The sequence below is a fragment of the Streptomyces cirratus genome, from assembly GCF_014650775.1.
GTDB classification, from domain to species: Bacteria; Actinomycetota; Actinomycetes; order Streptomycetales; family Streptomycetaceae; genus Streptomyces; species Streptomyces cirratus.
The window spans coordinates 141,740-156,027 of sequence record NZ_BMVP01000005.1 but is presented as its reverse complement, the minus strand read 5'-3'; the positions used below and the strand labels follow the sequence as shown (position 1 = coordinate 156,027).

Genomic DNA, 14,288 nt, shown 5'->3' with positions numbered 1-14,288 from the left:
CGGCCCGTCCACTGGAGGCCGGGACGGTGACGCCGAAGGACACGTCGGCCCGTGACACGCCGCCCGGCCCGCATGCGGGCCGGGCGGCCGTGTGCGACCAGCACAGCGGGCTGGAGGACCGGATCGCGCGGTTCGCGACCATTTGGGGGCGGGCCATCTTCCCCGTCACGGCGACCTCGCTGACCCGCCCCGAGTTCGAACGGCACCTGGTCCCGCTGACCCGTACGCTCACCGAGGCCCTGCACGCCCGGCCGTTCGACGCCACGCCCGCCCAGCGGGTGGGTGCCGAACTCGTCGCCGTGCACTGCACCGACCCCGAGGCCCTCGCCGGAACCCTGGGGGTCGTCGAGTCCTACCTGGTGCTGTACTGCGGCCCCGACGGCGCCGGGGCGGAGAGCACCGAGGAGTACCGCTCCCGCTGCGCGCGGCTCCAGCACGGCATCGCGGCCGGCTTCGCCCGGGCCCTGCGCGAGCGCACCCTCAAGGAGCAGGAGGCCATCGCCCGCTCCGCGCTGACCGCCCGCGCCGACGCCCAGCAGGCGCTGCACGCCAGCGAGGAACGCTTCCGGGCCGTCTTCGAGGGCGCGGCCGTCGGCATCGGCATCGCCGACCTCGAAGGCAACGTCCTGGAGGTCAACGACACGCTGCTCCAGATGTTCGGCGGCCTCGAAGGGCACGTCCGCAGCCGCAACGTCAGCGAGTGGGGCCACCCCGACGACACCCCGCACGTCTGGCGGATGTACGGGGAACTGGTACGCGGGGAGCGCGAGCACTACCGGGTCGAGAAGCCCTACTACCGCAACGACGGCACCGTCCTGTGGACCAACCTGACGGTGTCGCTGCTGCGGGACGCCGAAGGCCGCCCGCAGTACCAGCTGGCCCTGATGGAGGACACCACCGAACGCCGGCTGCTCAACCTGCGGCTGCGCTACGAGGCCACCCACGACGCCCTGACGGGCCTGCCGAACCGGACGCTGTTCTTCGAGCGGCTGGAGAAGGCCATGAGCGGGGCCGGAGGCCCCCGCTACGGCCTGTGCTACCTGGACCTCGACGGGTTCAAGGCGGTCAACGACAGCATGGGCCACTCCGCGGGCGACCGGCTGCTGGTCGAGGTCGCCGACCGGCTCCAGAGCTGCGCGACGGGACCGGGCGAGGTCGTCGCGCGGCTCGGCGGCGACGAGTTCGTGGCACTGACCACCGGCGACGACACGGAGGAGAAGGTCACCGAACTGGCGGTGAGGGTCCTCTCCGCGCTGTCCACGCCGATCCGGCTGGAGGGCCGGGAGCTGACGGTCCGGGGCAGCATCGGCATCGTCGAGGGCCGGGCGGGCGAGCGGACCCCGGCGGAGGTGCTGCGCAGCGCCGACATCACGATGTACCGGGCCAAGGCGGCGGGCGGCAACCGGTTCGAGTTCGCCGACGAGGAGGCCGACGCGCGCGCCATCACCCGGCACGGCCTGACCAACGCCCTGCCCGCGGCCCTGGAACGCGGTGAGTTCTTCATCGAGTACCAGCCGCTGGTGCACATGCACGACGGCAGCGTGCACGGGGCAGAGGCGCTGGTGCGCTGGTCGCACCCGCAGTACGGGGTACTGGGCCCGGACCGCTTCATCCCGCTCGCCGAACGGACGGGGCTGATCGTGCCCCTCGGCCGCTGGGTCCTGGAGGAGTCGGTGCGCCAGGCCTGCAACTGGCAGCGCCAGCACACCGGCTCCGCCCTGCGCATCAACGTCAACCTCTCGCCGACGCAGCTGCACCACCCGGGGCTGGTCGCCGACACCGTCCGCGTGCTGGAGGCCTCCGGCCTGGCCCCGGGCGCGCTGTGTCTGGAGGTCACCGAGTCGGCGCTGATCGGCGCCGACGACGAACTCCTCGAACCGCTGCGCCGGCTCGCCGCCCTCGGCGTGGACATCGCACTGGACGACTTCGGTACGGGCTACTCCAACCTGGCCAACCTGCGCCGCCTGCCGGTCAGTGTGCTCAAGCTGGACCGCTCGTTCACGCAGGGGATGCAGCAGCAGCCGGCCAACCCCGTCGACGTGAAGATCGTGGAAGGCATCGTCGCGCTGGCCCACAGCCTCGAACTCGCGGTCACCGTCGAGGGCGTGGAGACGGGCGTCCAGGCGGCCCAGCTCCGCGACCTCGGCTGCGACACCGCCCAGGGCTGGTACTATGCGCGCCCCGGCTCCCCGGACCGGATCTACGCGCTGTCCCTCTCGGACGCCGTCCCCACGCCTTCCTGACAGCCCCCGAGCCCGGGCCCGGGGCCGCGGCCGCGTCCGAGTGGTGCGAGGGGCGGGGGAGGGCGCGGGGTCAGTCCCGGCCCACCTCCGTCCCCCGGCCCGGCGTGCGGACGGCGTCCACGACCCGCTCCCACCGTCGCTCGGTGTCGGCCACGACCTCCTCGGCCGCCGGCAGGCGCTCCGCCTCGTACGCGTCGAGTAGGTCCGGCCGCGCCGGGTCGGCGAGTGCGGCGGCCAGGGTCCGGGCGAGGGCGGCCGCATCCTGGATGCCGGTGTTCATGCCCAGGCCGCCGGCTATGGGATGGACGTGCGCCGCATCCCCGGCGAGGAAGGCCCGGCCCTCCCGCATGCGTGCAGCGACACGGACGTTGATCCGCCAGCTGGAGAGCCAGGTGGCGTCGGTGAGCCGGATCCCCGGCACCCCGGCGCACCGGTCGAAGATCCGCTGGAAGCCCTCCAGCGAGGCCGGCAGACAGCCGCCCATGCCGTCCGGCTCGGGTGCGGCCTGGAGCTGGAAGCTGTCCGTTCCCGGCATGGGGCAGAGCAGTATCCCGCCGCCCTCCGAGGTGAACCACTGATGCCAGAAGTCCCGGCTGAGCCCCGGCGCCCGGACATCCCCGACGATCATCGCGGGCTCCTCCCGGGTACTTCCCTCGAAGGGGATTTCAAGAAGGCCCCGGGTGGTGCTGCCCCCGCCGTCACATCCCGCGAGGTAACGGGCCGGCACGACGCTGCCGTCCGCCAGCTCCGCCCGGACACCGGCCGCGTCCTGGGTGACCGCGGCCAGGGCGCAGTCGTATTCGACGCGCACGCCCAGTCCGGCCAGCCGGTCGCGCAGGGCCTGCTCGATCTGCCACTGCCCGATCAGCACGCCGTCACCCATGGGGGTGTCGGTGATGTGCTCGCCGTCGAAGTACTTGCGCAGGACCAGGTCCTGGCTTCCTGCGGCCGTCACGGCCTCGGCCACGCCGAGGCTCTCGAAGACCTCCAGGCTGCTCGGAAGGAGTCCCTTGCCGCGGGATTCGCGGTGCGGCGCGGTGCGCCGGTCGAGGATGCGGACCGCGACACCGCGCAGGGCGAGGTCGCAGGCCAGGGTCAGTCCGGTGGGGCCGGAGCCCGCGATCAGTACGTCCGTCATGGGGGTCCTCTCCTCGTCGTTGATCCAAGGAAAGCCGCCGATGCCAGAAAAAGCAACCCGGTTACAAAAATAACCGAGTCAAATTTCTGTGGTACGCTGGGAGCATGGAAGACACGACGAGGAGCGCGGGCGCGCCAGGCCTGCGTGAGAGCAAGAAGCTGCGCACGCGGCAGCAGTTGGCGGCCACGGCGATGGAACTGTTCATGGAACGGGGCTTCGACGCCGTGTCGGTGGCCGATGTCGCCGCCGCGGCGGAGGTCTCCAAACCCACCCTGTTCCGCTACTTCCCGACCAAGGAAGACCTGTTGCTCGACCGGTTCGCCGACCACCAGGACGAGGCCGCCCGCGTCGTCCGCGACCGCGAGGCGGGACTGGGTCCGGTCGGGGCCGTACGGGCGCACTTCCTGGAGGCGCTCGCCGAGCGCGATCCCATCACCGGCCTCTGCGACCATCCGAACGTGCTCGCCTTCCAGCGCCTGCTCTACACCACCGCGAGTCTGGAGTCGCGGCTGAACCACTACGCCGCCCGCGAGGTCGAGCTGCTCGCCGCAGTGCTGGAGGCGGAGCAGGTCGCCCCGCTCGCCGCGCGGCTGGCGGCGCAGCACCTCGTGGCCGTCCGCCAGGAACTGGGCCGCGCCAACTGGCGCCGACTCGCCGCCGGACAGAGCGCCGACGAGGCCTACCCCACCGCCGTCACCGACGCCGAGCAGGCCTTCGCGATGCTGGCCGACGGCCTCGACCGCGCCCTGCCCATACGCCGGTCCTGACCCGCGCCGCGCCATGGAGCCGGCGCCCCCGTGCGGGCCGGCGCTCCCGTGCGGGCCGGCGCTCCCGTGCGGGCCGGCGCTCCCGTGCGGGCCGGCGCCCCGGTGGCGCGCGGCCGGCCCGGTGCACACCGGGGTGCCGGTGTGCGCGCGGGTGTCAGGACAGCAGCATGCGCTTGAGCTCCCGGGCCGCGCGCGGGGGAGCGACGTCCGTGCGGTGGGCCAGGGCGATCGTGCGGCGCAACGGGGAGCCGGCGAGCGGGGTGGCGCGCAGGCCCGGCCCGCCGTGCTCGACGACCATCGCCGGGACCACCGCGATACCGAGCCCCGCCCGGACGAAGCCGAGGACCGCGTCCATCTCGCCGCCCTCGACCGTGAACACCGGCTCGAAACCCGCCGCCCGGCAGGCCGCAACCGTCAGGTCGCGCAAGTCGTAGCCGTGCCGGAACATCACCATCGGCTCGTCACGCAGCGCGGCGATCGTCAGCGGCCCACCCCCGCCCGGCGCCGGCCGGTCCGCTGATGAGACCACCACCAGATCCTCGGTCAGCAGCTCCACCGTCGTCAGCGCCGGCGCCGACGGCGGAAGCGGCAGCGCGATCAGGGCCAGGTCCAGTACCCCGCGCGCGAGTTCCCGTACGAGGTCCAGCGAACCGCTCTCCTCGATCAGCAACTCGATCCCCGGATGCGCGCTGTGGAAGGCGCGCAGCACGTCCGGCAGCAACCCCGTACACACGCTCGGCGTGGCCCCCAGCCGCACCCGCCCGCGCCGCAGCTGCGCCAGCTCCTGCACCTCCAGCCGCGCCGTGTCCGCGTCCGCCAGGATCCGCCGGGCCAGCGGCAACAGCGCCTCTCCCGCATCCGTGAGGGCGATGTTGCCCCGCGCCCGGCTGAACAGCTCCGCCCCCAGCTCCCGCTCCAGGGCCCTGATCTGCTGCGAGAGCGACGGCTGGGCCACATGGACCCGCTCCGCCGCCCGGGTGAAGTGCCGGGTCTCGGCGACCGCCACGAAATAGAGGAGCTGCTGGAACTGCATCGTCCCAGGCTAACGCCGTACATAGGTAATACCTATCGAATGCAGCTCCATCATGTCTTGGACCTTTCAGGACCTTCATCCCTACCGTCGTCCCATGGCTCTGGCACCGCGGACGGATCGACGGCCGTCCACCACGCGCACGCTCTGGGACTCCACCGTCGGCAAGAAGTCCGTGATGGCCGTCTCCGGCCTGATCATGCTCGGCTACCTCGTCGTCCACATGCTCGGCAACCTGAAGATCTTCTTCGGGCCGGAGGAGTTCAACGGATACGCGCACTGGCTGCGCACCCTCGGATCCCCGTTCCTGCACCACGAGTGGGCCCTGTGGATCGTCCGCGTCGTGCTCGTCGCCGCCGTCGTCGCGCACGGGGTCTGCGCCTACCAGCTCAGCCGCCGCGACATCAAGGCGCGCCCGGTCAAGTACACCCACAAGCGGCGCCGCGCGAGCTACGCGACCCGCACGATGCGCTGGGGCGGGATCATCCTCGCCCTGTTCATCGTCTGGCACCTCCTGGACCTCACCACGCTCACCGTCAACGAGCGCGCGTGGGCCGGCCACCCCTACCAGAACGTCCTCGCCACCTTCTCCACCTGGTACGGCAACACGATCTACCTCGTGGCCATGGCCGCGCTCGGCCTGCACGTGCGGCACGGCTTCTGGAGCGCCGCCCAGACCCTCGGGGCCGGCAACGCCCGGCGCGAGCGGTCCCTGAGGTTCCTGGCGAACGCCCTGGCCCTCGTCCTCTTCGCGGGCTTCGCGTCCGTGCCCGTCGCCGTCATGACCGGAGTGGTGAGCTGAGATGAGCAGCAACGACAACAGCGAATACACCGCTTACACCGCCTACACCACCGGCGAGCCCCTCGCCGACACCAAGGCGCCCGCCGGCCCCATCGCCGACCGCTGGGACCGCCGGCGCTTCGAGGCGAAGCTGGTCAACCCCGCCAACCGCCGCAAGCACACCGTCATCGTCGTCGGCACCGGCCTGGCCGGCGGCGCGGCCGGCGCGACCCTCGCCGAGCAGGGCTACCACGTCGTCCAGTTCTGCTACTCCGACTCCCCGCGCCGCGCCCACTCCATCGCCGCCCAGGGCGGCATCAACGCCGCCAAGAACTACCGCAACGACGGCGACTCCGTCCACCGCCTCTTCTACGACACCGTCAAGGGCGGCGACTTCCGCGCCCGCGAGTCCAACGTCCACCGCCTCGCCCAGATCTCCGTCGAGATCATCGACCAGTGCGTGGCCCAGGGCGTCCCCTTCGCCCGCGAATACGGCGGCCTGCTCGACACCCGTTCCTTCGGCGGCGTCCAGGTCTCGCGCACCTTCTATGCCCGCGGCCAGACGGGCCAGCAACTGCTCCTCGGCGCGTACCAGGCGCTGTCCCGGCAGATCGCCGCGGGCAACGTCGAGATGCACGCCCGCACCGAGATGCTCGACCTGATCACCGTCGACGGAGTCGCCCGCGGCATCGTCGCCCGCGACCTGATCAGCGGAAGGATCAGCACGTACTACGCCGACGCCGTGGTGCTGGCCAGCGGCGGTTACGGCAACGTCTTCTACCTCTCCACCAACGCCATGAACTCCAACGCGACCGCCATCTGGCGGGCGCACCGGCGCGGCGCCCACTTCGCGAACCCCTGCTTCACCCAGATCCACCCCACCTGCATCCCGCGCACCGGCGACCACCAGTCGAAGCTCACGCTGATGAGCGAATCCCTGCGCAACGACGGCCGCATCTGGGTCCCCAAGGCCAAGGGCGACACCCGCCCCGCAGCCGAGATCCCCGAAGCGGAGCGCGACTACTACCTGGAGCGGATCTACCCCTCCTTCGGCAACCTCGTGCCCCGCGACATCGCCTCCCGCGCCGCGAAGAACGTCTGCGACGAGGGCCGCGGCGTCGGCCCCGGCGGCCAGGGCGTCTACCTGGACTTCGCCGACGCCATCCGCCGCATGGGCAAGGACAAGGTCGCCGAGAAGTACGGCAACCTCTTCGACATGTACGAGCGGATCACCGCGGAGAACCCGTACGAAGTCCCCATGCGGATCTACCCGGCCGTCCACTACACGATGGGCGGACTCTGGGTCGACTACGACCTCCAGACCACCGTCCCGGGCCTGTTCGCGATCGGCGAGGCCAACTTCTCCGACCACGGCGCCAACCGCCTCGGGGCGTCCGCGCTGATGCAGGGCCTGGCCGACGGCTACTTCGTCCTGCCCTCCACCATCAACGACTACCTCGCCCGCAACCCGCACCACGACACCGTCGACGACACCCACCCCGAGGCGGCGGCCGCGGTCCGCGAGACCCGCGACACCCTTGCGAAGCTGCTCGCCGTCGACGGCGACCGCACCCCCGACTCCTTCCACCGCGAGATCGGCGAACTCATGTGGGAGTACTGCGGAATGGCTCGCACCGACGCCGGACTGCGCAAGGCCCTCGCCCGCATCCCGGAGATCCGGGACGAGTTCTGGCGGCGGATCAAGGTCCCCGGCAGCGGCGAGGAGTTCAACCAGTCACTGGAGAAGGCCAACCGCGTCGTCGACTACCTGGAGCTCGCCGAGCTGATGTGCCTCGACGCGCTGCACCGCGCCGAGTCCTGCGGCGGGCACTTCCGTGAGGAGTCCCAGACCCCGGACGGCGAAGCCGCCCGCCGCGACGAGGAGTTCGGCTACGCGGCGGCCTGGCAGTACCAGGGCACGGGCATCGCGCCCGTCCTGCACAAGGAAGACCTCGTCTTCGAGTACGTCCACCCCACCCAGCGGAGCTACGCATGAAGCTCACCCTGCGCGTCTGGCGCCAGCGGAACCCCGAAACCCCCGGCGCGATGGCCTCGTACGAGGTCGACGGCATCTCGAAGGACATGTCCTTCCTGGAGATGCTCGACACCCTCAACGAGGACCTCATCCTGCGGGGTGAGGACCCGGTCGCCTTCGACCACGACTGCCGCGAAGGCATCTGCGGCGCGTGCAGCCTCGTCATCAACGGCGACGCCCACGGCCCCGAGCGGACCACCACCTGCCAGCTCCACATGCGGGCCTTCGCAGACGGCGACACCATCGACATCGAGCCGTGGCGCGCCTCGGCGTTCCCGGTGGTCAAGGACCTCGTCGTCGACCGGAGCGCCTTCGACCGGATCATCCAGGCCGGCGGGTACATCACGGCTCCCACCGGCTCCGCCCCCGAGGCGCACGCCACGGCCGTGCCCAAGGCCGACGCCGACCACGCCTTCGAACACGCCGAGTGCATAGGCTGCGGGGCCTGCGTGGCGGCCTGTCCCAACGGCTCGGCGATGCTGTTCACCTCCGCCAAGGTCAACCACCTGAACGTGCTGCCGCAGGGTTCGCCCGAGCGGGAGACCCGGGTACTGGACATGGTGGCCCGGATGGACGACGAGGGCTTCGGCGGCTGCACCCTCACCGGCGAATGCGCCACGGCCTGCCCCAAGGGCATCCCGCTGCCGTCGATCGCCGCCATGAACAAGGAGTGGCTCCGCGCGGTCCGCAAGGCGTAGCACCCGGCCGGGCCTCCTCGGGGCCGTGGGGAGCGGGGCCCGATCCGCCGACCGGGGGGCACGTGGAGGCCGTACGCCGCGCCGCGGCCGGGCCGGCTCCCGGAAATGGGGGAGAGTGGCCCCATGGCACAAGCCCCCGCCGGGTCCGGACCGCGCCGCCGAGCCGTGCTGGCCGCCGCCCTCGCACCGCTCGCGGTGGCCGGCTGCACCACGCAGTCCGCGCGCCCGACCCCGGGCCCGAAAGCCCTCCCCGGGGACGCGCTCATCATGATCATCCGGAACGGCGAGCAGCCGCCCCCGGGGGACACCGGCGAGGACGACGACGGCAACGAACACCCCGGAGCCCTGGCCGGCCGGGGCGAGCGCCGCGCCGAGGAAATCCCGAGGCTGTTCCCCCCGGCGGCCCGGGCGCCACTGCCCCGCCCGGCCGCCCTCTTCGCGACCGGCGGCCCGTCCGCGCCCGTCCGCTGCAAGCAGACCGTCGAGCCGCTGGCCGCGTCCTTGCACCTGCCGGTCCGCACCGAGTTCGCGATCGGCGCGGAACCGGCCCTGGCGCGGGTGGTGCTGGCCGCGCGGATGCCCGTACTCGTGTGCTGGGAGCACCACGGCATCCCCCGCCTGGTCCGCGCCCTCGGCGCCCACCGCGTGCTGGGCGTCCCCGCCGCCTGGCCCGACCGCCACGACCTCGTCTGGATGTTCACCCGCCACCAGGGCCGCTGGAGCTTCCACGAACTCCCGCAGCACCTGCTGTCCGGCGACGCCTAGGCAGCGTCGTGGTGCGCGGCCGTGCTCGATCCGGCCGGGTTCCGAGCATGTATTGACATGTTCTCGACACTGGGCTGCACTTGGGCACCGTCCCGCTCTGCGGCCACAGCCGGCTGGAGGCAGCCATGCGTCTGCTCAGATTCCTGATCGCCGCCGTCTGCACGGTGTTCGCGCTGGCGCTGCCCGGCGCCGGCACCTCCCGGGCGGCCGCCTCGGCCCCGCCGCAGACCGTACCGGCGCTCAGACAATGGACGGCCGGCACCGGCAGCTACACCTTCACAGGAACCACCCGCATCGCCGTCGACCCCGCCTACACCGACCAGCTCTCCGACGAGGCGGCGACCTTCGCGGAGGACCTGCGCGCGCTGACAGGACGCGGCGTCACCGTCATCACCGGGAGCGCCGCCCCCGGGGACATCGGGCTCAGCCTCGGGGACCCCACCCTGCCCGCCGAGGGCTACCGGATGACCGCCGCCACCTCCCTCACCATCCGGGCGGCCACCGACACCGGCGCCTTCAACGGCACCCGCACCGTCCTGCAACTCCTGCACCGGTCCCTGTCCCTGCCCGCCGGAACGGCGGTCGACTGGCCCGCCAAGGCGGAGCGCGGCCTCATGGTCGACCAGGGGCGGAAGTTCTTCACCGTCGACTGGCTCAAGCAGCACATCAAGGAACTGGCCTACCTCAAGCTCAACACCTTCCACTTCCACCTCTCCGACACCTTCGGCTTCCGCCTCGAAAGCTCCGCCCACCCGGAGATCGTCTCCACCGACCACTACACCAAGCAGGACATCGCCGACCTCGTCGCCCTCGGCCGCACGTACCACGTCACCATCGTCCCGGAGATAGACACACCCGGGCACATGAACGCGGTGCTGGCCGCGCACCCCGAACTGCGGCTCAAGAGCAGCTCCGGCGCCCTCAGCCCCGACTTCATCGACCTCTCGCTCCCCGCCTCGTACACGCTGGTCAAGGACCTGATCAACGAGTACCTGCCGCTGTTCCCCGGACCGTACTGGCACATCGGCGCGGACGAATACGTCACCGACTACGCCAAGTACCCGCAGCTCCTGGACTACGCCCGCGCCCACTACGGCGCGAACGCCACCGCCAAGGACACCTTCTACGGGTTCGTCAACTGGGCCGACGCCCTGGTCCGGGCGGGCGGCAAGACCACCCGCATGTGGAACGACGGAATCAAGTCCGGCGACGGAACGCTCGGCCCGAACGCCGGCATCGTCGTCGAGTACTGGTACACCTACGGCCTCACCCCCCAGCAACTCGCCGCCGCCGGGCACACCGTCGCCAACGACTCCTGGACGCCCACCTACTACGTACTCGGCGGCGCCAAACCGGACACCAAGTGGATGTACGAGAGCTGGACCGCGGACCGCTTCGAAGGCGGCGCCACCCTCTCCGACCCGGCGAGGAACCCCGGCTCCCTCCTCCACGTCTGGTGCGACAACCCCACCGCCGAGAGCGAGGACCAGATCGCCGCGGGCATCATGTACCCGCTGCGCGCCCTGGCCCAGCAGACCTGGGGCTCGCCCAAGCCGGTCGCGGCCTACGCCGCCTTCACCCCCATCGTCGCCGCCGTGGGCCACAACCCCGCCTGGCCCGGCACCGCCGGGCCGCAGAACCTCGCCCTGGGCCGCCCGACCACCGCCTCCAGCACCGAGACGGCGAACTTCCCCGCGGCCTCCGCCACCGACGCGGACCCCGCAACCCGCTGGTCCAGCGCCTACGGCGACCCGCAGTGGCTCCAGGTCGACCTCGGCGCCGGCCGCCGCGTGAACCGCGTGGTGCTGCGCTGGGAGGCGGCCTACGGGAAGTCCTTCCAGATCCAGCTCTCCGACGACGCCACCACCTGGCGCACCGTCTACTCCACCACCACCGGGGCGGGTGCGGTCCAGGACCTGACCGGCCTGACCGGCACCGGACGCTACATCCGCGTCTACGGCACGCAGCGCGGCACGGCCTACGGCTACTCCCTCTACGAGTTCGAGGTGTACGGGGACCCCCTGGGCGGCGCCCGGACCCTCACCGCGGCCGGCAAGGCCCTCGACGACCCGGGCAGCTCCACCGCCTCCGGCACCCGGCTCATCACCTGGACACCCCACGGCGGTGCCAACCAGCAGTGGCAGCTGAACCCCGACGGCGACGGCAGCTACACCCTCGTCAACGGCGCCTCCGCCCTGTGCGCGGACGTCCCCGGCGGCGGGCCGGGAGCGGCCGTCATCCAGGCGGCCTGCACCGGCGGCGACAGCCAGCGCTGGCAGCTCACCGCCCTCGGTGCCGGCGGCTACTCGGTGGCCAACAAGAAGAGCGCGCTCCTGCTGACCACCGCGTCCGCCGCGGACGGAGCCCCCGTCACCCAGCAGCCGGCGCAGGACTCGCCCTACCAGCAGTGGCAGATCACCTGAGGCCGCCGGTTACGCCGTCCCCAGGGCCCGGGCCAGGTAGCGGGCGGTGGCGCTGCCCGGCGCCCGGGCCACCGACGCCGGGGTTCCGGCCGCCACGACGCGGCCGCCCTCCGCCCCGCCACCCGGCCCCAGGTCGATGACCCAGTCCGCGCCCGCGACGACCTCCATGTCGTGCTCCACGACCACCACCGAGTGCCCGGCGTCCACCAGGCCGTGCAACTGCCGCAGCAGTACCCGCACATCGGCCGGATGCAGTCCCGTCGTCGGCTCGTCCAGCAGGTACAGCGTGTGGTCGCGGCGCAGCCTCTGCAGCTCCGTCGCCAGCTTGATCCGCTGCGCCTCGCCGCCCGACAACTCCGTCGCGGGCTGTCCCAGCCGCAGGTAGCCCAGCCCGATGTCCTCCAGCGCCCGCAGGCTGCGCGCCGCCGCCGGGACCCCCGCGAAGAACGCCGCCGCCGACTCCACCGTCAGACCCAGCACCTCCGCGATGTTCAGCCCCTCGTACCGCGCCTCCAGCGTCTCGCAGTTGTACCGCGCGCCGCCGCACTCGGGGCACGGGGCGTACGTACTGGGCAGGAACAGCAGCTCCACCGACACGAAGCCCTCGCCCTGGCAGGTCTCGCAACGGCCGCCCGGCACGTTGAAGGAGAACCGTCCCGCCTTCCAGCCGCGCTCCCGCGCCTGAGGCGACGCGGTGAAGAGCCTGCGCACCACGTCGAACAACCCCGTGTACGTCGCCAGGTTGGAGCGCGGGGTCCGGCCGATCGGCTTCTGGTCCACCTCCACCAGCCGCCGAACCGGGAACGCCCCGTCGGCCAGCCGCTCCCGGACCTCCGCGGCCAGCGCCTGCCCGACCAGCGTGGACTTCCCGGACCCGGACACGCCGGTGACGGCCGTGAACACCCCCAGCGGGAACTCGGCGTCCACGCCCCGCAGGTTGTGCCGCTCGATCCCGCTGAGCCGCACCGCGCCCGTCGCGGTGCGCGCCGCCCGGGCCGGGGCCGGCCCACCCGTCCCGAAGAGGTGCCGGGCCGTCGCCGACCGCGCCACCGCGGCCAGCGCGCCCGGCGGCCCGCTGTGCAGCACCTGCCCGCCGTGCTCCCCGGCCAGCGGCCCGACGTCCACCAGCCAGTCCGCGTGCCGCACCACCTCCATGTCGTGCTCCACCACGAAAACCGTGTTCCCGGCCGCCTTGAGCCGGTCCAGTACGCCCAGCAGCGCCTCGGTGTCGGCCGGGTGCAGCCCCGCCGACGGCTCGTCCAGTACGTACACCACCCCGAACAGCCCCGACCGCAGCTGCGTCGCCAGCCGCAGCCGCTGCAACTCGCCCGCCGACAGGGACGGCGCGCTCCGGTCCAGGCTCAAATAGCCGAGCCCGAGCTCGGTGACCGGCCCGATCCGCGCCCGCAGGTCCTCGACGAGGACCCGCGCCGCCTCCCCGGCCGCGGGCGTGGAAGCCAGTACGGCGTCCAGCTCGGTCAGCGCCAGCGCCGCCAGCTCCGCGATCGTCCGCCCCGCGAAGGTCACGGCGAGGGCCTCGGGACGCAGCCTTCGCCCCTGGCAGCTCGGGCACGGCGAGTCGGTGAGGAACTTCTCGGCGCGGGCGCGCAGCGTGGCGCTCTTGCTGTCGGCGAAGGTCCGCATCACATAGCGGTGCGCGCTCATGTAGGTGCCCTGGTACGGCCGTTGGATACGGTCGGCGTCCCGTACCGGGTGCACGGTGACCACCGGCTGCTCGTCGGTGAACAGGATCCACTCGCGGTCCTCCGCGGGCAGTTCCCGCCAGGGTGCGTCCACGTCGTGGCCGAGCGCTTCCAGGACGTCCCTCAGGTTCTTGCCCTGCCAGGCGCCCGGCCAGGCCGCGATGGCGCCCTGCCGGATCGACAGGTCCGGGTCGGGTACGAGGAGTTCCTCGCTGGTGCGGTGGATGCGGCCGATGCCGTGGCACGAAGGGCAGGCCCCGGCGGCGGTGTTGGGGGAGAAGGAGTCGGAGTCGAGCCGCTGCGCGCCGGGAGGATAGGTGCCCGCCCGCGAGTACAGCATCCGCAGCGAGTTGGACAGCATCGTCACCGTCCCGACCGAGGACCGGGAACCGGGCGACGAGCGCCGCTGCTCCAGCGAGACCGCGGGCGGCAGACCCGTGACGGAATCCACCTGCGGAGCGCCGACCTGGTGGATGAGCCGCCGGGCGTACGGGGCCACGGACTCGAAGTATCGGCGCTGCGCCTCCGCGTAGAGGGTGCCGAACGCGAGCGAACTCTTACCGGAACCGGAGACGCCGGTGAAGACGGTGAGGGCGTCGCGCGGGATGTCCACGTCGACGCCGCGCAGGTTGTGCTCCCGGGCGCCCCGCACCCGTACGTACGGGTCGCGGGCGTCGGTCTCCGAAGCGGTGTGGGGGTGCATTC

At 72.3% G+C, this 14,288-nt stretch carries 10 protein-coding genes; 7 read left to right on the top strand and 3 right to left on the bottom strand.

Features of this window, described 5'->3' with window-relative positions:
• The first annotated feature begins 89 nt into the window (after positions 1 to 89).
• Positions 90 to 2,243, top strand: coding sequence for a putative bifunctional diguanylate cyclase/phosphodiesterase (locus IE207_RS15995; protein ID WP_190185112.1), 2,154 nt, complete (start codon positions 90 to 92; stop codon positions 2,241 to 2,243).
• 70 nt (positions 2,244 to 2,313) lie between these two features.
• Here the strand turns inward: IE207_RS15995 and IE207_RS15990 are convergent, their stop codons facing one another.
• Complete coding sequence (locus IE207_RS15990) at positions 2,314 to 3,381, bottom strand: FAD-dependent monooxygenase (RefSeq protein ID WP_190184874.1); 1,068 nt, start codon at positions 3,379 to 3,381, stop codon at positions 2,314 to 2,316.
• Between the two features lie 104 nt (positions 3,382 to 3,485).
• On the opposite strand from IE207_RS15990, the gene IE207_RS15985 reads away from it, so the two are divergent.
• A complete protein-coding gene (locus tag IE207_RS15985) occupies positions 3,486 to 4,148 on the top strand; it encodes a TetR/AcrR family transcriptional regulator (RefSeq protein ID WP_190184873.1) in 663 nt (220 codons plus the stop codon).
• 154 nt (positions 4,149 to 4,302) lie between these two features.
• Here the strand turns inward: IE207_RS15985 and IE207_RS15980 are convergent, their stop codons facing one another.
• Positions 4,303 to 5,181: a LysR family transcriptional regulator gene (locus IE207_RS15980; RefSeq protein WP_190184872.1), complete on the bottom strand. Its 879-nt coding sequence runs from the start codon at positions 5,179 to 5,181 to the stop codon at positions 4,303 to 4,305.
• Between the two features lie 94 nt (positions 5,182 to 5,275).
• Between IE207_RS15980 and IE207_RS15975 the strand changes: the two genes are divergently transcribed.
• The 5 genes from IE207_RS15975 (at position 5,276) to IE207_RS15955 (ending at position 11,880) form a co-directional block, all read left to right on the top strand.
• A complete protein-coding gene (locus IE207_RS15975; RefSeq protein ID WP_190184871.1) occupies positions 5,276 to 5,980 on the top strand; it encodes a succinate dehydrogenase cytochrome b subunit in 705 nt (234 codons plus the stop codon).
• Between the two features lies 1 nt (position 5,981).
• Positions 5,982 to 7,955, top strand: coding sequence for a fumarate reductase/succinate dehydrogenase flavoprotein subunit (locus IE207_RS15970; RefSeq protein ID WP_190184870.1), 1,974 nt, complete (start codon positions 5,982 to 5,984; stop codon positions 7,953 to 7,955).
• Positions 7,952 to 8,692 (top strand): succinate dehydrogenase/fumarate reductase iron-sulfur subunit, encoded by a 741-nt coding sequence (locus tag IE207_RS15965; RefSeq protein WP_190184869.1) that lies wholly within the window; start codon positions 7,952 to 7,954, stop codon positions 8,690 to 8,692. The genes IE207_RS15970 and IE207_RS15965 overlap by 4 nt, the downstream gene beginning before the upstream one ends.
• A 123-nt stretch (positions 8,693 to 8,815) precedes the next feature.
• Positions 8,816 to 9,457 (top strand): hypothetical protein, encoded by a 642-nt coding sequence (locus tag IE207_RS15960; protein WP_229873766.1) that lies wholly within the window; start codon positions 8,816 to 8,818, stop codon positions 9,455 to 9,457.
• A gap of 125 nt (positions 9,458 to 9,582) precedes the next feature.
• The gene (locus tag IE207_RS15955) at positions 9,583 to 11,880 is read left to right on the top strand and encodes a family 20 glycosylhydrolase (protein ID WP_190184868.1); all 2,298 of its coding nucleotides are present in this window, start codon (positions 9,583 to 9,585) and stop codon (positions 11,878 to 11,880) included.
• 9 nt (positions 11,881 to 11,889) lie between these two features.
• Here the strand turns inward: IE207_RS15955 and IE207_RS15950 are convergent, their stop codons facing one another.
• Positions 11,890 to 14,286: an excinuclease ABC subunit UvrA gene (locus IE207_RS15950; protein WP_190184867.1), complete on the bottom strand. Its 2,397-nt coding sequence runs from the start codon at positions 14,284 to 14,286 to the stop codon at positions 11,890 to 11,892.
• Between the last annotated feature and the right edge of the window lie 2 nt (positions 14,287 to 14,288).